The 17,037-nt window shown below is 71.7% G+C and carries 22 protein-coding genes and 1 pseudogene; 14 read left to right on the top strand and 9 right to left on the bottom strand.

Annotation, left to right across the window (positions count from 1 at the left end):
* Positions 1–236: 236 nt before the first annotated feature.
* From F8279_RS03655 to F8279_RS03645, 3 genes are read left to right on the top strand one after another with little or no spacing between them, the layout of a single operon-like run.
* Positions 237–1,334: a 3-deoxy-7-phosphoheptulonate synthase gene (locus tag F8279_RS03655; protein ID WP_151499067.1), complete on the top strand. Its 1,098-nt coding sequence runs from the start codon at positions 237–239 to the stop codon at positions 1,332–1,334.
* Between the two features lie 49 nt (positions 1,335–1,383).
* Positions 1,384–1,608 carry a hypothetical protein gene (locus F8279_RS03650; protein ID WP_091423321.1) on the top strand — a complete coding sequence of 75 codons (225 nt, stop codon included), beginning with the start codon at positions 1,384–1,386 and terminating at the stop codon, positions 1,606–1,608.
* A gap of 26 nt (positions 1,609–1,634) precedes the next feature.
* Entirely contained in the window at positions 1,635–1,844 is a 210-nt protein-coding gene (locus F8279_RS03645) for a hypothetical protein (RefSeq protein WP_091422953.1), read from the top strand.
* A 60-nt stretch (positions 1,845–1,904) separates the two neighbouring features.
* On the opposite strand, the gene F8279_RS03640 is transcribed toward F8279_RS03645, so the two are convergent.
* Genes F8279_RS03640 through F8279_RS03630 form a run of 3 tightly spaced genes read right to left on the bottom strand, consistent with a single transcriptional unit; the run spans position 1,905 to position 3,095 of the window.
* A complete protein-coding gene (locus F8279_RS03640; protein ID WP_091422949.1) occupies positions 1,905–2,444 on the bottom strand; it encodes a DUF1360 domain-containing protein in 540 nt (179 codons plus the stop codon).
* A gap of 34 nt (positions 2,445–2,478) precedes the next feature.
* Complete coding sequence (locus F8279_RS03635) at positions 2,479–2,796, bottom strand: SRPBCC family protein (RefSeq protein WP_030502250.1); 318 nt, start codon at positions 2,794–2,796, stop codon at positions 2,479–2,481.
* Positions 2,796–3,095, bottom strand: a complete 300-nt coding sequence (locus tag F8279_RS03630; protein ID WP_091422947.1) for a DUF6158 family protein — start codon at positions 3,093–3,095, stop codon at positions 2,796–2,798. Before F8279_RS03630 ends, F8279_RS03635 begins: the two co-directional genes overlap by 1 nt.
* 123 nt (positions 3,096–3,218) lie before the next feature.
* Between F8279_RS03630 and F8279_RS03625 the strand changes: the two genes are divergently transcribed.
* Both F8279_RS03625 and F8279_RS03620 read left to right on the top strand, forming a co-directional pair.
* On the top strand, positions 3,219–3,644 hold the full coding sequence (locus tag F8279_RS03625; RefSeq protein WP_175438776.1) for a hypothetical protein: 426 nt from the start codon (positions 3,219–3,221) through the stop codon (positions 3,642–3,644).
* A 25-nt stretch (positions 3,645–3,669) separates the two neighbouring features.
* A complete protein-coding gene (locus F8279_RS03620) occupies positions 3,670–3,999 on the top strand; it encodes a DUF3817 domain-containing protein (RefSeq protein WP_091422941.1) in 330 nt (109 codons plus the stop codon).
* A 7-nt stretch (positions 4,000–4,006) separates the two neighbouring features.
* On the opposite strand, the gene F8279_RS03615 is transcribed toward F8279_RS03620, so the two are convergent.
* Entirely contained in the window at positions 4,007–4,525 is a 519-nt protein-coding gene (locus tag F8279_RS03615) for a DUF6232 family protein (protein ID WP_151499066.1), read from the bottom strand.
* Positions 4,526–4,940: 415 nt separating this feature from the next.
* On the opposite strand from F8279_RS03615, the gene F8279_RS03610 reads away from it, so the two are divergent.
* Positions 4,941–5,906 carry a C40 family peptidase gene (locus F8279_RS03610; protein ID WP_151499065.1) on the top strand — a complete coding sequence of 322 codons (966 nt, stop codon included), beginning with the start codon at positions 4,941–4,943 and terminating at the stop codon, positions 5,904–5,906.
* 72 nt (positions 5,907–5,978) lie between these two features.
* Here F8279_RS03610 and F8279_RS03605 read toward each other — a convergent pair whose 3' ends face one another.
* From F8279_RS03605 to F8279_RS03595, 3 genes are all read right to left on the bottom strand, one after another.
* Positions 5,979–6,968, bottom strand: a complete 990-nt coding sequence (locus F8279_RS03605) for an RNA polymerase sigma factor RpoD/SigA (protein WP_030271317.1) — start codon at positions 6,966–6,968, stop codon at positions 5,979–5,981.
* A 470-nt stretch (positions 6,969–7,438) separates the two neighbouring features.
* Positions 7,439–8,386, bottom strand: a complete 948-nt coding sequence (gene murQ, locus F8279_RS03600) for an N-acetylmuramic acid 6-phosphate etherase (protein WP_091422931.1) — start codon at positions 8,384–8,386, stop codon at positions 7,439–7,441.
* Entirely contained in the window at positions 8,383–9,297 is a 915-nt protein-coding gene (locus tag F8279_RS03595) for a MurR/RpiR family transcriptional regulator (protein WP_091422927.1), read from the bottom strand. Before F8279_RS03595 ends, murQ begins: the two co-directional genes overlap by 4 nt.
* 255 nt (positions 9,298–9,552) lie before the next feature.
* Here F8279_RS03595 and F8279_RS03590 point away from each other — a divergent pair, with 255 nt between their 5' ends.
* Positions 9,553–10,230 carry an SDR family NAD(P)-dependent oxidoreductase gene (locus F8279_RS03590; protein WP_151499064.1) on the top strand — a complete coding sequence of 226 codons (678 nt, stop codon included), beginning with the start codon at positions 9,553–9,555 and terminating at the stop codon, positions 10,228–10,230.
* Here F8279_RS03590 and F8279_RS03585 read toward each other — a convergent pair.
* Positions 10,215–10,946 carry a dTMP kinase gene (locus F8279_RS03585; protein ID WP_151499063.1) on the bottom strand — a complete coding sequence of 244 codons (732 nt, stop codon included), beginning with the start codon at positions 10,944–10,946 and terminating at the stop codon, positions 10,215–10,217. The genes F8279_RS03590 and F8279_RS03585 overlap by 16 nt on opposite strands.
* A gap of 150 nt (positions 10,947–11,096) precedes the next feature.
* On the opposite strand from F8279_RS03585, the gene F8279_RS03580 reads away from it, so the two are divergent.
* The 5 genes and pseudogenes from F8279_RS03580 (at position 11,097) to F8279_RS03565 (ending at position 13,520) form a co-directional block, all read left to right on the top strand.
* On the top strand, positions 11,097–11,678 hold the full coding sequence (locus F8279_RS03580; RefSeq protein ID WP_091422918.1) for a nucleotidyltransferase: 582 nt from the start codon (positions 11,097–11,099) through the stop codon (positions 11,676–11,678).
* A 56-nt stretch (positions 11,679–11,734) separates the two neighbouring features.
* A complete protein-coding gene (locus F8279_RS03575; protein ID WP_225853111.1) occupies positions 11,735–11,944 on the top strand; it encodes a hypothetical protein in 210 nt (69 codons plus the stop codon).
* Between the two features lie 10 nt (positions 11,945–11,954).
* A pseudogene (locus tag F8279_RS03570) lies at positions 11,955–12,735 on the top strand (metallophosphoesterase).
* Positions 12,726–12,872, top strand: a complete 147-nt coding sequence (locus F8279_RS30165; protein WP_013288160.1) for a GPGG-motif small membrane protein — start codon at positions 12,726–12,728, stop codon at positions 12,870–12,872. The pseudogene F8279_RS03570 and the gene F8279_RS30165 overlap by 10 nt, the downstream one beginning before the upstream one ends.
* Before the next feature lie 150 nt (positions 12,873–13,022).
* A complete protein-coding gene (locus F8279_RS03565) occupies positions 13,023–13,520 on the top strand; it encodes a TspO/MBR family protein (protein ID WP_091422908.1) in 498 nt (165 codons plus the stop codon).
* Positions 13,521–13,563: 43 nt separating this feature from the next.
* Here the strand turns inward: F8279_RS03565 and F8279_RS03560 are convergent, their stop codons facing one another.
* On the bottom strand, positions 13,564–14,340 hold the full coding sequence (locus tag F8279_RS03560; RefSeq protein ID WP_091422905.1) for a M23 family metallopeptidase: 777 nt from the start codon (positions 14,338–14,340) through the stop codon (positions 13,564–13,566).
* A 237-nt stretch (positions 14,341–14,577) separates the two neighbouring features.
* On the opposite strand from F8279_RS03560, the gene F8279_RS03555 reads away from it, so the two are divergent.
* Together F8279_RS03555 and F8279_RS03550 are read left to right on the top strand one after the other, a co-directional pair.
* Positions 14,578–15,918, top strand: a complete 1,341-nt coding sequence (locus tag F8279_RS03555) for an ABC transporter substrate-binding protein (protein ID WP_091422902.1) — start codon at positions 14,578–14,580, stop codon at positions 15,916–15,918.
* Between the two features lie 72 nt (positions 15,919–15,990).
* Positions 15,991–17,037 carry a carbohydrate ABC transporter permease gene (locus tag F8279_RS03550; RefSeq protein ID WP_091422897.1) on the top strand — a complete coding sequence of 349 codons (1,047 nt, stop codon included), beginning with the start codon at positions 15,991–15,993 and terminating at the stop codon, positions 17,035–17,037.

Genomic DNA, 17,037 nt, shown 5'->3' with positions numbered 1-17,037 from the left:
TTCCGCACTTCGGAACGACAGCGGGACTTCCGACCCGCGTCGGGTACGCTGGCCGACGTGACGCGGTCGTATCGATGGTTTAGGCAGCCGGCTGGAGGAGCCGGTGACTCGACCATGAGCTGACGTCACTTACCTCTTCGAGCCGGCCGGGCAGGGATTCTTTTCCCTGCCCTTTCGTATGCGAGCAGCCGGCTCGATCCCCCGGACCCGGCACGGGGGCACGGTCGGCGGAAGGAATCCCCACCGTGACCACGTCCCAGGACGCCCATCGGGTCATCGACCAGCGCATCGACCGTGTGGTGCCGCTGACCACCCCGGCCCTGCTGCACCACCACCTGCCGCTCGACACCCCGCTGGCCGAGGCCGTCGTGGCGGGCCGCCGTGCCGTCGGCCAAGTGCTGGACCGCGCCGACGACCGGTTGCTCGTCGTCGTCGGCCCCTGCTCCGTGCACGACCCGGCCGCCGCCCTGGAGTACGCGGGCCGGCTGCGCGAGGCCGCCGCCCGGGTCGCCGACGACCTGCTCGTGGTGATGCGTGTCTACTTCGAGAAGCCGCGCTCGACGGTGGGCTGGAAGGGCCTGATCAACGACCCGGCGCTGGACGGCTCCGGCGACGTGAACACGGGCCTGCGTACCGCGCGGGCGCTCCTGCTCGACGTGCTGCGGCTGGGCCTGCCGGTGGGCTGCGAGTTCCTCGACCCGATCACCCCGCAGTACATCGCGGACACGGTGGCCTGGGGCGCGATCGGCGCGCGGACGGTGGAGAGCCAGGTGCACCGGCAGCTCGCCTCCGGGCTGTCCATGCCGATCGGCATGAAGAACCGCCCGGACGGCAGCATCGCCACCGCCGTGGACGCGATCCGGGCCGCCGGGGTGCCGCACGTCTTCCCCGGCATCGACGTCTCCGGCACCCCGGCGATCATGCACACCCGGGGCAACGCCGACGGGCACCTGGTGCTGCGCGGCGGGGGCGGCCGCCCGAACTACGACGCGGAGTCGGTGGCCGGGGCGCTGGAGCTGCTGCGGGCGGCGGGCCTGCCGGAGCGGGTGGTGGTCGACGCCAGCCACGCCAACAGCGGCAAGGACCACCGCAACCAGCCGCTCGTGGCCGCCGACGTGGCCGCGCAGCTCGCCGCCGGTCAGCGCGGGATCGTCGGCATCATGCTGGAGAGCTTCCTGGTGCCGGGCCGGCAGGACCTGGACCCGACCCGGGAGCTGGCGTACGGCCAGTCGGTCACCGACGCCTGCATCGGCTGGGACGACACCGCCGAGGTGCTGGAGCACCTGGCCCAGGCCGTCCGGGCCCGCCGGGCCACGCTCCCGGCGCCGGCCTGAGCGGGGTTGGGGCGAGTTTGACCGGTTCGGTGCCGGGTAGGTGGTCGGCGTGACCGATGACGCGCCCGTGACCGAGCAGCCGGACACCAGGCCGCTCGACGACCTGCTCGACGACCTCTACCACGGCCAGGAGCGGATCACCCAGGCGGACATCTACCGCCGGGCGGTCGCCGCGGAACTCCCCGCGGAGCTGCTCACCCGGATCGCCGCGCTCCCCCAGGGCGAGTACGCGGCGGACGAGGCGGCCGATCTGCTGGGCGGCACGGTCGCCTGACCCCCGGAAGACGGAGAGGACGCGACATGACCGATCGCAACCCCGACCACGAGCACCTGGCGGCGCTCGGCCAGCCCCCGGAGGGCGTCGACACGCTGCCGGAGCCGGACTTCGCCAACGAGCACGACCGCACCGCTGTGGACCGGGACATCGTCACCGGGGAGGACGAGGAGGAGCGGGAGCCGGAGGCGTCGCGCGGCTGGGCCGGCGAGGACCACGGCACCACCCCCACCTGACGGTGGGCGTACGCGAAGAAGAGGGCCGGCGCGCGCGCCGGCCCTCTTCGTGTCAGTGGTTCAGTCCTCGTGGCGCCCGCCCTCGGCCGCCTGCTGGGCGACCGCGTACCCCATCTGGAGGAAGTCGGAGGCGGCCACCGCGGTCAGCGCGGTGGCGACCAGCCGGGTCAGCCGGGGCGCCAGCACCAGGCCGCCGGTGAGCCCGGTGGCCACCCAGACCGCCAGGCAGAACGGGCAGCTGACCAGCTCGCCGAGCGCGTGCCGGGTCGGGCTGCCCTCGTCGCGGACCTGCTCCATCACCTCGCCGCTGCCGATCGGGTGGTCGTAGCGGGTGAACGGCGCCCGCAGCGGGCTGGTGATCGCGTCCTTGGACAGCAGCCGGCTGAGCTTGTGCGTGGCGATCGAGAGCAGCACCACGTCCGCGGGCGTGGGCCGCTCGGGCACCGGCCGGCCGGTCGCCCGGACCAGGCCGACGAGCGCGGCTGTCACACCGGCGTACGTGCCCATCGCCTTCAGGTAGCCCTCCAGCGGCCGATGCTCGTGCGGCGCGTACGCCTGGCGCAGGCGCGCCACCTTCTGCTTCAGGCCACTCCCGGTCAACCCGGCCTCCTCGTGCTCGTCGTGCGGGCCGGGCTCAACCGGCGGTCAGGTTGTCGGCCACCTCGCGGTCGAGGTTGGCCAGGATCTCGTCGGCCAGGTCGTGGTCCGGCCCGGCCAGATCCAGCCGCACCCGGGCGCCGCCCGCGCCGGCCGGCTCCACGTCGATCTCGGCGGACCAGTCCGCCGCGCTCCACCGGGCTCGCATGTCGTCGGCGTCGACGACCTCCACGCGGCAGGTGCCGGAGTTGCGCAGCCGCTCGGGCAGCCAGGCCGAGGAGCGGTCCGGATCGGTCGCGGTGTTGAACACCACCTCCGGCGGCGCGGACATGCCGCGCTCGGCGTGGCTGGCCATCAGGCGTCCCGCAGCCGGCTCGGGTCGACCTCCCGGCCGGGGTGCCGGGCCAGGTACTCCGTCTCCAGTTCGGCGGTGCGCCGCAGGTGGTTGGCGAGCGCCGAGTCGGTGGCGTGGCGCAGCGTGTCCAGCCGGGTGCGGTGCAGGCTCTGCATCTCCCGGACCAGGTCCTCGTCACCCAGCTCCGCGGGGTCCACCCCGAGCTGCTCGCCGTCGGCGTCGACGGTTCGGGCGTGGTCGCCGTCCCACTCCGCGACCCGCTGTTCCGGGCTCGCGTCCCGGCGTACCGATTCGGTCATCGTCGCCCCCTCGTCTCGTTCGGGCTGGCACCTGTCCGGATGCCCCGTGGGCGTGCCACCAAACCCCGCCCGGACTACGACGCCGCGTCGGAGACGCCCGGCGGCCCCGGTACTCTCGTTGGCATGAATCGGCTCTGGACACCGGCGTGGATCGTCCGCCACGTGGCCATGGTCGTGCTGGTGGCGGGTTGCCTCGGCATGGGCTGGTGGCAGGTCACCCGCGCCGCCGGGGGGAACGCGATCAGCTTCGGTTACGCGATCGAGTGGCCGGTGTTCGCCGGTTTCGTGATCTTCGTCTGGTGGCGTGAGGTCCGTCAGACGCTGCGCGCCGCCGACCCGGCCGCGGCGGAGGACACCGCGCCGTCGGCCGGTGCCGCGCCGTCGGTGACCGTCCCCGCCACCCCGGCGGTACGCCGTCCGGTGCGCGTCGTGCGGGTGCCGGCCGCACCGGCCGACGGGGCGGACGACGCCGAGCTGGCCGCGTACAACAGCTACCTATCCTGGTTGAACGCCAATCCGGGCGCCCGGCCCGGCGACTATCCCGGCTGAGGCCGGTGCGGAAGGACGGACGACGGTGGGCGGAGCCTTTACCCGGTACCGCGTGATCGCCTGGATCGTGGGCGTGGCGCTCGTGGTGCTGGTCCTGATCGGCATGCCGCTGAAGTACGGCTTCGACAACCCGAGCGTGGTGGCCGTGGTCGGCGTGGCGCACGGCTGGCTGTACATGCTCTATCTGGCGCTCACGTTCGACCTGTCCCGCCGGGCGAACTGGCCGCTGAAGCGGATGCTGCTGGTGATGCTCGCCGGCACCGTGCCGTTCGTCTCGTTCTACGCCGAGCGGCGGGTGAGCCACTGGGTGGCCGCCGAGAGCCGTCCGCGTACGCCCGAGCCGGTCGCCGGCTGACCGCCGCTCACCGGGCCGGCCGCCACGGCTCGGCCGCCGGCGGGTCGGCCCAGCCGCCCAGGCGCGCCGCCTCCCGGGCCCGCGCCAGGGCGCGGGCGACCTGGCCGAACTGCCGCTCGTCGTCGCTGCTGAACAGCAGCACCTCGGTGCCCCGCACCCGCCCCCACAGTTCGTGCGCCGGGGGCCGCACGCGGTCGCCGATCAGCACGAGCAGCAGCGGCACCAGCCCGACCGCGCCGAGCATGAGGTACGCCCCGGCGGTGAGCCGGTGCAGGCCGCCGGTGAAGCCGATCAGCAGGCCGACCGCGGCGATCATCGCGGCGGACACGGCGACGGCCCGGATCGCGAGCCGGTCGTGCGGCCCACGGTCGGTCCGGAGCTGGGTGATCTCGGCGACCGGCCAGCTGTTGCGGCCGACGGTGAAGCTCTCGGCGGTGACGACGATGCCGGGCCGGGCGTAGAGCAGCCTGGGTGCGGCCGGTCGCGGCGAGCGGGGCGGCTGGGTGGCGGAGCGGTCGGTCTGCACGGCGGCCTCCCGGGAGCAGGGATCCCGTGGTGGGATTTCCCGTCCGGGCTCCATTGTGTTTGCCTCGCGCCACCTGACCTCGGGGTTTCGGGGGTCGCGGGGGTCGACGGCCCGGCCGTGCCCGCCGGAAACAGAGAACGATTTCCGCCTTTGTCATGACTTTGCCTGGCGTTGCCTGGCGACATCCGCCCAGAACGACGAATCGGGCGAGTCACCTCATCCACCCACCGGCTCCCCCTCGTCACTTTCCGCCACTTTGCCAACTTTCGCCCCTGCTTGAACTCCCGGCTACTGCGATCACGGGTTAGGTTGTCCAGGTCGGCCCGGTCGACAGCCGTCCACTCGGACGGCCCCGGGCCGGTGTCGCCGGGTCGCGAACGCGCCCGGCGACCGGTGGGAGAGGAGCTTTCCGCTCTTGTCGTCCTTACGGATGCTGCTCCGCTCGCTGGCGGTGGCCGGCCTCTCGGCCGCGCTGCTCGTCCCGGCGCAGGTGGCCCGGGCCGAGCCCACCCCCGCCGAGCTGACGAAGCAGATCGAGAAGTCCTCGACTGAGCTGGAGCGAATCGTCGAGTCCTACAACAAGCTCAACGAGGACATCAAGGCCAACAAGGCCACCGCGGCCAAGTTGGAGGCCCGGATCGGGCCGCTTCAGGAACAGGCCGAACGCAGCCGCGCCGACGTGGGCGTGCTGGCCGCGACGGCGTACAAGACCGGTGGCATGCGCACCGCGGCGGCCCTGCTGGACCCGGGCGGCCAGGCCACGCTGCCGGAGCGGCTGGGCACGCTCGACCAGCTCACCCGCCAGCGGCAGCGCACCATCAACAGCTTCACGGCCGACCAGCAGCGGCTGATCGACCAGAAGACCGCGCTGGACGTCACGCTCGCCCGGGAGGCGGCACAGGCCAAGCAGCTCAAGTCCGCGAAGACGCGGATCGAGGCGGACCTGTCCGACCTCTACGAGATGCGGCGCAAGGCGTACGGGCGGGCCAACGAGGCGCCCGGCAACCCCAGTTCGGCGGGCAAGCCCCCGGCCGTCTCCGGCGACGCCGGAGTGGCGGTGCGGTACGCCTACGGCGCGGTCGGCAAGCCCTACGGCTACGCCCAGGACGGTCCCGGCAGCTACGACTGCTCCGGTCTGACGCTCGCCGCGTGGCGGGCGGCCGGGAAGTCGCTGCCGCACAGCGCGGCACGGCAGTGGCACGCCACCACGCGGATCAGCCGCAGCGAGCTGCAGCCGGGTGACCTGGTGTTCTACTCCGGGCTCGGGCACGTGGCGCTCTACGTCGGCAACGGCCAGATCATCGACGCGCCCAGCGCCGGACGCAACGTCAGCAAGCGCGGCATGAACATCATGTCGATCGCCGGCTACGGCCGGGTCTGAGCACGGCGAAGACGGCGAACGGCCGGCGTCCCCCTGTCGGACGCCGGCCGTTCGCCGTTCATTGTTACCAGGTCAGGCCGCCTGGAGCCCTTCCGCGCGAGCCAGCTCACGCAGCCGCCCGAGGGCCTGGATCTCCAGCTGGCGGATGCGCTCGCGGGACAGCGAGAACCGCGACGCGACCTCGGTCAGCGAGTGCTCACGCCCGTCCTCCAGGCCGTACCGGGCCCGCATGATGCCGGCGGAACGGTCGTCGAGGTGGTTGAGCAGACCCTCGATCCGCTGCCGCTCCAGACCGGTGAGCACGATCTCCTCCGGCGAGGGCGCGTCACTGTCGGCGACCAGGTCACCGAGGTTGGTGTCGCCGTCGTCGCCCACCGGGGTGTCCAGCGAGACGGTGTCCTGCGACCAGCGGACCAGCTCGTTGACCCGCTCGACGGTCACGCCGAGCGCGGTCGCGATCTGCTCCGGCTCCGGGTCGCCGCCCAGCTCACGGGTGAGCTGCCGGGCCACGTTGCGCATCCGGTTGACGTCCTCGACCAGGTGCACGGGCAGCCGTACGGTCCGCTCCTGCTGGGCGATCGCCCGGCTGATGGCCTGGCGGATCCACCAGGTCGCGTAGGTGGAGAACTTGAAGCCCCGCTCGTAGTCGAACTTCTCGACCGCCCGGACCAGGCCGGTGTTGCCCTCCTGGATCAGGTCCAGCATGGGCATGCCGGAGCGCACGTAGCGCCGGGCGATCGACACGACCAGTCGCAGGTTCGCGCGGATGAACAGGTCCTTCGCGCGCTCACCCTCGACGACCAGCCGCTCCAGGTCCTCCCGGTCGACGCCGTCGGGGATCCGATCCTCGTCGAGCAGGTGCTCGGCGTAGAGGCCCGCCTCGATCGCCTTGGAGAGGTCGACCTCCCGGGCGGCGTCGAGCAGCGGCGTCCGGGAGATCTCGTGCAGGTAGACGCCGACCAGGTCCCGCTCCTCGGCGACCTCGTCGGTACGCATGCCGATGTTCTTGTCCACGATTGCCACGGTCCCCTCGCTCGCGCCGGTTGCCCGGTTCCTTGCCATCCCCACGTTCATCAGCCCTCCCCGTAACCTCCGCTGTGCCCGTAGGTGCTGACACCTACACAACAGATGTGACGCGTCGGGGATTCCATGTCGTGAGTCGAAACTGTCACGAATGCCTGAGTAGTAGCTGAGAGCCCGGTCCATGTTTCCTGTTACCGGCCCGGTTCGGGCGGCTCGCGGGCACCGTTCTCGGCGCACACCGGAGCTGCGAAATCGCCGTTCGCCCATGGAATGGCACCATTGCCTGTTCCATGAACACAGCGAGCCGCGTCACCGAGTCGTTGCGATCCTGGTCACTGCGAGATACGCGTCTGCGGACCGGTCGGTTCAGCCATGCTCAAGGATTACCCTCCGCCTCGTTGAACAATCCGGGCGGGAGGAGTCGTCCCCTCCCTGCACGTGATACGCGTCGCACCCGCCGGGCGGATGCGCCGGGCGGGTGGATCGGGCGGGACGGAGGGCCGGAACCCTCAGGAGGCGAGCAGTTCGAGCGCGCCGCGTACCTGATGGGCGGAGCGGGCCAGCGCGGCCCTGGCGGCCGGCACCTCGGCGCCGGAGACCAGCGCGACGAGCGCGGTCTTGAGGTCGCCGTCGGCCTCCCGCAGGGCGACCCGGCACACCTCCTCGGCGCAGCCGGTGGCCTCCATCAGGATCGAGATCATGCGGCCGCGCAGTTTGGCGTTGGTGGCCACCATGTCGATCATCAGATTCGAGTAGACCCGTCCCAGACGCACCATCACGGCCGTGGAGAACGTGTTGAGCACCAGCTTCTGCGCCGTGCCGGCCTTCATCCGGGTCGACCCGGTGACCACCTCCGGTCCGGTGTCCACCCCGATGAAGACGTCCACCGACGCGGCGGCCTCGGCCTCCGGATTCGCGCAGAGCAGCACGGTACCGGCACCCTGCGCCCGGGACGCGGCGAGCGCCCCGAGGACGTACGGGGTGCGCCCGCTGGCCGCCAGGCCCACCACGAGGTCGCCGGGGCGTACACACTCGGCGGCCTCGGCGGCGCCGGCGCGCTCGTCGTCCTCGGCGTCCTCGACGGCGCGCCACATGGCGTCCGGGCCGCCTGCGAGGTGCGAGCAGAACCAGTGCCGGGGCGAGTTGAACGTGGGCGCCAGCTCGGCCGCGTCGAGCACGCCGAGGCGACCGGAGGTGCCGGCGCCGAAGTAGTGCACGCGGTGCCCGTCGCGCAGCGCGGCCACGGCCAGGTCGACTGTCTCGGCGATCTCGTCCAGCACCGCGGCGACCGCGGCCGGCACCCGCCGGTCCGCTTCGTTGATCACGGTGAGCACGTCCCGGGTGGACATCAGGTCGAGGTCGAGGCTGTGCGGGTTGCGCCGCTCGGTGGGCGCGCCGACGCGCACCACCGGTCGTACCGCCGCCACGCCGTCGCGCTCCGCCCGGCCCGCCGTCATCCCCGCCTCCGCCCGGGACCGACCCGGTGCGACTGGACCGCCTGGGCGGTGGCCTCCAGGGCCTTCTTGGTCCGGGCCCGGCTGCGGGCGGCCACCCCGACGAAGAGGCAGTCGACCACTGTGAGCTGGGCGAGCCGGCTGGCCGTCGCGCCGGAGCGGTATGTCGTCTCCCGGGCGGCCGTGGTGAGCACGTGGTCCGCGACCTCGGTGATCGGCGAGCGCGGGAAGTTGGTCAGTGCCACGGTGGTGGCGCCGCGCGCCCGCGCCTGCTCCAGCACCTCGATGACGTCGGACGTGGTGCCGGTGTGCGAGATGCCGACCGCCACGTCACCGCGGCCCAGAAGGGCGGCGGAGGTGAGCGCGGTGTGCACGTCCGGGAAGTAGAACGCGATGCGGCCGATGCGGTGCAGCTTCTGCTGGAAGTCGGAGGCGACGAAGCCGCTGGCGCCCGCGCCGTAGACGTCGATCCGGCCGGCCGCGCCGATCGCCTCGACCACCTGCTCGCAGACCGCCGGGTCGAGCTGCTCGGCGGTCTCCTCCACGGCCCGGGCGTCGTTGAACGCGATCGTGGCGATGATCTGGGCGAGGTCGGCGCCCGGCGGGATGTCGCCGCCGACCACGCGCGCGTCCGGCGGCTCGACCCGGCGGGCGGCCTCGGCGGCGAGCCGGATCCGCAGCTGGGGGTAGCCGTCCATGCCGACCGAGCGGCAGAAGCGGATCACTGTCGCCTCGGACGTCTCGGCGGCGGTGGCGAGGTCGGTGATCGTACGCCGGGCCGCGTCCGCCGGATCGGCGACGACCAGCCGGGCCACCCGCTGTTCGGCCGGGGACAGCGAGGGCAGCAGGCCGCTGATGTGGACGATCAGTCCACCGTGCTCGTGACTCGCAGAAATCTTCGGACTCTTCGCCACGGATGAAACTTACTTTCACGAGGCGTGAGCGTCAACCATGACACCGCGTATCGGGAAATTTACTGTCTTCCGGGCCCGCCCGAGCCAAGGATCCCATTGTCGCAGCCCTACCGCCTCATCCGCTCCGGTCGAGTCACTCCTGCCGCCCGACGTGCCGGTCCACCGTCGCGCGGCGGGGCCTGCCTGGTCGGCCTCGACCCGACGGGCCGGACGGCCCACCGCCCCGCCGGCGGGGCGGTTGGCTAGCGTGTGTCCATGACGGAACGCACGGTGCTGGTGACCGGAGGCACGGGTGGGCTCGGCGGCGCGGTCACCGCCGCCTTCCTCGACGCCGGCTGGCGGGTGGTCGTACCCCGGCGGGAGGCCGGGACGGACGACGGCCCGGTCCGGGTCGTGGCCGACCTGCTGACGGCCGAGGGGGCCGCGCGGGCGGTCGAGGCGGCGACCGCCGAGCCGGCCGCGCCGCTGCGCGCGGTGGTCAACCTCGTCGGCGGGTACGCGGCCGGCGGTCTGGTGCACGAGACCCCGGTCGACGACTTCGAGCAGATGCTGCGGCTCAACCTGCGCCCGACGTACCTGGTCACCCACGCGGCGCTGCCGCACCTCATGGCGTCCGGCGACGGCGCGGTGGTCTGCGTCTCGGCCCGGGCGGCGGTCTCGCCGTTCCCCGGCGCCTCCGGCTACGCCACCGCCAAGGCCGCGGTGCGGGCGTTCGCCGAAACGGTGGCGGTCGAGTACCGGCAGCGCGGAGTGCGGTGCAACACGGTGCTGCCGAGCGTCATCGACACCCCGGCCAACCGCGCCGCGCAGCCCGACGCCGACCACGGGCGCTGGGTGCCGCCGGCCGAGATCGCCGAGGTGATCCGCTTTCTGGCCTCCCCCGAGTCCGCGCCCACCAGCGGCGCGAGCATCCCGGTCTACGGGCGGGCCTGAACCGGCACCGGCCCGTCCCGCCCGGCGCCACCGGCCGGGCGTCGCGGGCCGGCCGGAGCCGGGCCGGGACCGGCGGACGGGTCGTCGGGCAGCCACTCGCTCAGGTGCGCCCGGATCCGGCGGGCCACCTCCTCCGGCGGGCCGTTGCCGTCCACCACCACGAAGCCGGCGTACTCCGGCAGCCCTCGGTAGGCGGCGGCCGCGGCGGTCAGCCACTCCATCGTCTCGTGGTCGGTGCCGCGCCGCTCGATCCGGCGGTACGCCTCGGCGGGGTCGACGGTGAGCAGGAACGTCACCCGGGGCGCCGGGAAGATCCGGTACCCGGCCCGGGCCAGCCGCTCCCACCGCTGCCCGCCGTGCGCCCGGATGCTGGCGTACTGGCAGGCGGACCACCTGTCCATCACCGCCGTCCGGCCGGTCACCAGGCAGCTGAGCAGCGCGAGCGCGATGGCCAGCCACCGCAGCACCGACTCGACCACGAGCAGGCCGTCGCGCCCGACGAGCCGCTGCGCGTCCGGACGGCCGACCCGCTGGGCGACGCGGCCGAGCCAGCGGCGGCCACCGGCGTTGCGGTGGTACGTGGCGGGACGGCCGGCGGCGGTGAGCGCCTGGGCGAGCCGGTGGGCCTGGGTGGTCTTACCTGAGCCGTCGATGCCGATCAGGGCGACGGTGCGCAGTCGGGCCCTGCCCCGCCGCGTCCGCAGTGAGCTGGCCACCCTCCCGAGGTTATCCGACCGATGCTCACACGAGCCCGTATGTCGCCTTCCTGCCCTGACGGGCCGATCGCGCCACAACAGGTGTGACCGGAGCGTCCGCCGGGTACGCATCGTGGTCCCACCGCACATATGACGACGAGGGAGCCGCAGATGGCCGAGCGCGGGGACGAGACCCTGGTGCACACGTTGAAGAAGGTCGCCGCCGTGCTCAAGCAGTCCGAGATCCCGTTCGCGCTCGGTGGCAGCTTCGCGGTGTACGCGCACGGCGGCCACTCCAGCGATCACGACGTGGACTTCCTGCTCCGCGAGGCGGACGTCGACCGGGCGCTGGAGGCGCTGGTCGAGGCCGGCTTCACGGCCGAGCGCCCGCCGGAGGACTGGCTGGTCAAGGTCTACGACGAGGACCGGATGGTGGACCTGATCCACCGGCCGGTGGAGACACCGGTCACCGCGGAGACGTTCGCCGACACGATCGTGCGCCCGGTCGACGCGATCCACATGCCGGTGCTCTCGGCCAGCCAGCTCATGGTGCACAAGCTGCTCAGCTTCTCCCAGCACTACTGCGACTTCGCCCGCGCCCTGCCGCTGGCCCGTTCGCTGCGGGAACAGATCGACTGGGAACGGGTACGGAAGGAGACGCAGCACTCGCCGTACGCGGAGGCGTTCCTGGTGCTGCTCGACCGGCTGGACGTGCTGCCCGGCGGCGCGCCCGGCGGAAGGGAGACCCTGTGACCGGCCTGTCCGGCGACGTTCCCCCCGACGAGTACGTCGAGGCGGAGATCCAGAGCATGCTGGCCGAGGACCCGACCGTGGCCGAGCAGGGCATCACCGTGGTGCGGCGGGAGAACGGGCTGGTGCTCTACGGCGAGGTGGAGAGCCCGCACCGGCGGGAGGAGATCCTGCGGCGGGTGGCCGAGCGCTTCCCGGACACGCCCGTGACGAGCGACATCGGGGTGATCCGTACGCAGGCGCCCACCCAGGTCGAGGAGTTGCCGTGAGGGAGGTTCGATGGTGATCCGGATCGCCGCCGTGGGCGACGTGCATCTGGACGAGGACGTGGTGGGCCGGTTCCGCCCGGCGCTGGAGGAGCTGCCCGGCTGCGCCGACGTGCTGCTGCTCGCCGGTGACCTGACGCGGCACGGCACCGAGGCCGAGGCGCGGTGCGTGGCCCGGGAGTTCGGCGACCTCGGCGTACCGGTGATCACCGTGCTCGGCAACCACGACCACCAGTGCGACGAGGTGCCGCAGGTGGTGAAGGTGCTGGAGGACGCCGGGATCACGGTGCTGGAGGGCACGGGCGTCGTGGTGGACACGCCCGGCGGGCGGCTCGGCGTGGCCGGCGTGAAGGGGTTCGGCGGCGGGTTCGCCGGACGGTGCGCCAGCGACTTCGGCGAGCCGGAGATGAAGGCGTTCGTGCGGACCACCCGGGAGAGCGCCGACGCGCTCGCCGACGCGCTGCTCTCGCTGGAGTGCGACGCGCTCGTCGCGCTCACCCACTACTCCCCCGTGCCGGACACGCTGGCCGGCGAGCCGCTGGAGATCTACCCGTTCCTCGGCTGCTACCAGCTCGGCCAGGCGATCGACTCCGCACCCACCGCGCTGGCGCTGCACGGGCACGCCCACCACGGGACCGAGCGCGGCACCACACCGGGCGGGGTACGGGTCCGCAACGTGGCCCACCCGGTGATCAAACAGGCGTACAGCGTCTTCCACCTGGGCGGTGATCAGCTCGACTGAGGGGGAGGTTTCCGGTATCGGGCGCACGGGTATTCAGCCGACATGGAGCTGATTCTCTGGATTCTCGCAGTCGTACTGGTGGTCGCCGGAATTCTCGCCCTGTTCCGCCGGCAGATCCTCTGGGGCATCGTCCTCATCGTCGTCGGCCTGCTGGTCGGCCCGGGTGGCGTCAGCATCTTCAACACGTAACAGCGATTCCGTATCCGCCGGGGTCACCGGGGCCCGGGCGTTCCGTCCTGCCGACCGGAGCGTCCGGGCCGGGTGACCCCGGCTTCTCCGCGTCCGGGTCCGGGGGCGTGACGGCGTTTGCCGGGCCGGTCGAGCGGAAACATCTCGACCATGGAGATGTCGCAGAGTGTCACCCGGCGTACGGCCGGTGCCCGCAAGTGGTGGGCGCTGCTCGGCTTCGGCGCCGCCACCTTCGCCGCCGCAGCCATCGGCGGGCTGGGCGTCCAGGGCACCTCCGCCGAGTACCAGGGCCTGGAGCAGCCCGACTGGGCGCCGCCGTCGTGGCTGTTCGGCCCGGTCTGGACCGTGCTCTACGTGCTCATCGCGATCGCCGGCTGGCTGGTCTGGCGCCGTGCCGGGTTCGGTCCCGCGCTCTGGGCCTGGGTCGTCCAGCTCGTGCTGAACGCGATCTGGACCCCGCTGTTCTTCGGCGCCGGGGCCTACGGGCTGGCGTTCGCCGAGATCGTGCTGATGTGGCTGGCGATCGCTGTGACAGTGGCCCTGTTCCGGCGCGTCTCCCGGCCGGCCACGCTGCTCATGCTGCCGTACTGGGCCTGGGTGACGTTCGCGTCCGCGCTGAACTTCGCCGTGTGGCGGCTGAACTCCTGACCGGTACGGGCGCGAGGGCCGCTCGCCCCCGCGCCCGCCGGGCTCAGCAGCGGGGTACGCCGGGGATGTATCCGTCGTACCCGGTGTAGACGTAGGCGTCGGAGATGAACCGGCCGGAGCCGATCCGGTCCCAGATCGAGCTGGTGCCGTACGTGCCGCTGACGCTGGTGCCGCTGGTCTGGCACTGGATGGTCACCTTCGCCCCGTCGGCCACCGTGCCGACCGAGCTGTAGCCGGTGCCGGGGCCGGAGCGGACCGTCAGCGGGGAGCCGGCCGTGTTGACGGTGCCCTCGCCGGTGTTCGTCCCGCCGCAGCCGTTGTCGCTGGTGTAGTTCTTGGTGCCCCAGTAGAGCGCCTGAACCCCGTTGAACTTGATCTTCACGGAGCTGCCGTCGATGCGCTGCTCGTAGTGCAGGTGCGGGCCGGTGGAGCCGCCGGTCGTGCCGACGTAGCCGATCACCCGGCCGTAGCCGACGGTCTGCCCGACGGAGACGTTGAAGGCGTTCAGGTGGGCGTAGTACGTGGTGTGACCGCCGCCGTGATTGATCCGGACGTACTTGCCGTAGCTGGTGTCGCCGAGGTTGGTGACCACGTCCACGGTGCCGGGCGCGCTGGCCACCACCGGGTCGCCCAGGTCGTCGGTGCGGTTGAAGTCGATCGCGTTGGCCGGGCTGTGGTTGGTCCGGGTCTGACCGGACCAGGACTGGTTGCACGGGAACGGGACCTTGAAGGTCGGCGCGGCCATCGCCGGCGCGGCCGGCACGAGGGTCGCCGCCAGGACCGCCGCGGTCGCCCCGAGGGCGAGCCATCGCTTACGCATCCACTACCTCCGATGTTGAAAGTCTTCAATGTGATGCGGACATCCTGACAGAAAGTTCCGTTCCCGGGAAGATTCGTGGGAGCGCACCCACCGCCGCTGGTCAGGGTTTCGGGATTGTTACCGGCCCGTGTCCGGCCAGGGGTGGACCCGACACGATGCAAGCGCTTACATGTGAGGACGACCATCGGACCGGCGCGGGTTCGATCCCCCCACGCGCCGGCAAGGAAGGAGATCGGCATGGCGTTTGCCAGATCGCGCCAGGCGCTCGCGGTCGCCGGCGTCCTGGGGCTGGCGCTCGGCGTCGCCGCCTGCGGCACCGGCAACGACAAGAAGAGCGGCAACGCGGGCTCGGCCGAGTGCGGCGCATATGAGAAGTACGAGGGTCACGACGGCAAGAAGGTGACCATCTACTCCTCGATCCGTGACATCGAGGACGAGCGCCTCCAGCAGTCCTGGAAGGAGTTCGAGGACTGCACCGGAATCGAGATCGACCACGAGGGCTCCGGCGAGTTCGAGGCCCAGCTGCCCGTGCGGGTGGACGGCGGCAACGCCCCCGACCTCGCCTTCATTCCGCAGCCGGGTCTGCTGAAGCGGTTCGTCGACGCGGGCAAGCTCAAGCCGGTCGGCGCCGACACCAAGGCGATGGCCGAGCAGAACTACTCCGCCGACTGGCTGAAGTACAGCACCGTCAACGGCCAGCTCTACGGCGCCCCGCTCGGCTCGAACGTGAAGTCCTTCGTGTGGTACTCGCCGAAGACCTTCAAGGAGAAGGGCTGGACGGTCCCCACCACGTGGGACGACATGATCAAGCTCTCCGACCAGATCGCGGCCAGCGGCACCAAGCCGTGGTGCGCCGGCATCGAGTCCGGTGACGCCACCGGCTGGCCGGCCACCGACTGGATCGAGGACGTGCTGCTGCGTACCGGCGGCCCGGACGTCTACGACAAGTGGACCACCCACGAGATCCCGTTCAACGACCCGCAGGTGGCCGACGCGCTCAACCGGGCCGGCACCATCCTGAAGAACGAGAAGTACGTCAACGGCGGCTTCGGCGGCGTGAAGAGCATCGCCACCACCTCGTTCCAGGAGGGCGGCACGCCCATCACCGCCGGCAAGTGCGCGCTGCACCGCCAGGCGTCCTTCTACGCCAACCAGTGGCCGCAGGGCACCAAGGTGGCCGAGGACGGCGACGTCTTCGCGTTCTACTTCCCGGCCATCGACCCGTCGAAGGGCAAGCCGGTGCTCGGCGGCGGCGAGTTCGTCGGCGCGTTCGCCGACCGTCCCGAGGTCCAGGCGGTGCAGACCTACCTGGCCTCCGGCGAGTACGCCAACAGCCGCGCCAAGATCGGTGACTGGGTCTCCGCGAACAAGAAGCTGGACCTGAACAACGTCCCGAACCCGGTGGACAAGCTCTCCGTGGGCATCCTCCAGGACGAGAAGACGGTCTTCCGCTTCGACGGCTCGGACCTGATGCCGGCCGCGGTCGGCGCCGGCACCTTCTGGAAGGGCATGGTGGCCTGGATCAACGGCAAGGACACCACCGCCGTCCTGAACGACATCGAGGGCAGCTGGAAGTGATCTAGCAGGTGGCCCGGTCCGGTTCCCCCGGACCGGGCCACCTCTGCTAGCCGAACCCTTGAGGGAGGGTCGATGGAGTTCGACTTCGCGGCGGAGCAGCCGAAGTTCCTCATGCTGATGTACGGGCTGATCGCCTTCGTCGCGGTGGTGGGCGGGCTGCTCCTGCTCCTCGACGTGGTGCCGTCGTTCTTCGCCCGGCGCCGGGAGGCACAGCTGGTCGCGGCCTCGGCCAGCGGCGCGCCGCTGCCCCGCCGGCGCAAGCAGGGCGAAGGCGCGTTCGCGTTCTTCTTCCTGTTGCCGACGCTGCTGCTGCTCGCCATCGGGCTGGTGGTCCCCGCCATCCGCACCACGCTGCTCTCCTTCATGGACTCCGGCAGCAATGACTGGGTGGGCCTGGACAACTACCGCTGGATGTTCGCCGAGGACTCGATCGTCCGGGTCCTGATCAACACGCTGATCTGGGTGCTCCTGGTGCCGCTGGTGGCAACCGGGTTCGGCCTGATCTACGCGGTCCTGGTGGACAAGGCCCGGTTCGAAGCGGTGGCCAAGTCCCTGATCTTCCTGCCGATGGCGATCTCGTTCGTCGGTGCCTCCATCATCTGGAAGTTCGTCTACGCCTACCGGGGCGAGGGCGACCAGATCGGCCTGCTCAACCAGATCGTGGTGAGCCTGGGCGGCGAGCCGAAGCAGTGGCTGCTGGACTCGCCACTCAACACGTTCCTGCTCATCGTGATCATGGTGTGGATCCAGGCCGGTTTCGCGATGGTGGTGCTCTCCGCCGCGATCAAGGCCATCCCGGCCGACATCGTCGAGGCGGCCCGGCTGGACGGCACCACCCCGTGGCAGATGTTCTGGCGGATCACCATGCCGAGCATCCGGCCGGCGCTGATCGTCGTGGTGGTGACGCTGTCCATCGCGACGCTCAAGGTCTTCGACATCGTCCGGACCGCCACGAACGGCAACTACGACACGAACGTGATCGCGACCGAGATGTACAACCAGGCGTTCCGCTACCAGGAGAACGGTCAGGGCTCGGCACTGGCGGTGTTCCTGTTCATCCTGGTGATCCCGATCGTGATCTACCAGATCCGCAACCTGCGCAAGCAGCGGGAGGGCTGA

Source organism: Micromonospora sp. AMSO1212t, assembly GCF_008868145.1.
GTDB classification, from domain to species: Bacteria; Actinomycetota; Actinomycetes; order Mycobacteriales; family Micromonosporaceae; genus Micromonospora; species Micromonospora tulbaghiae.
This window is presented reverse-complemented; position numbering and strand designations above follow the sequence as displayed.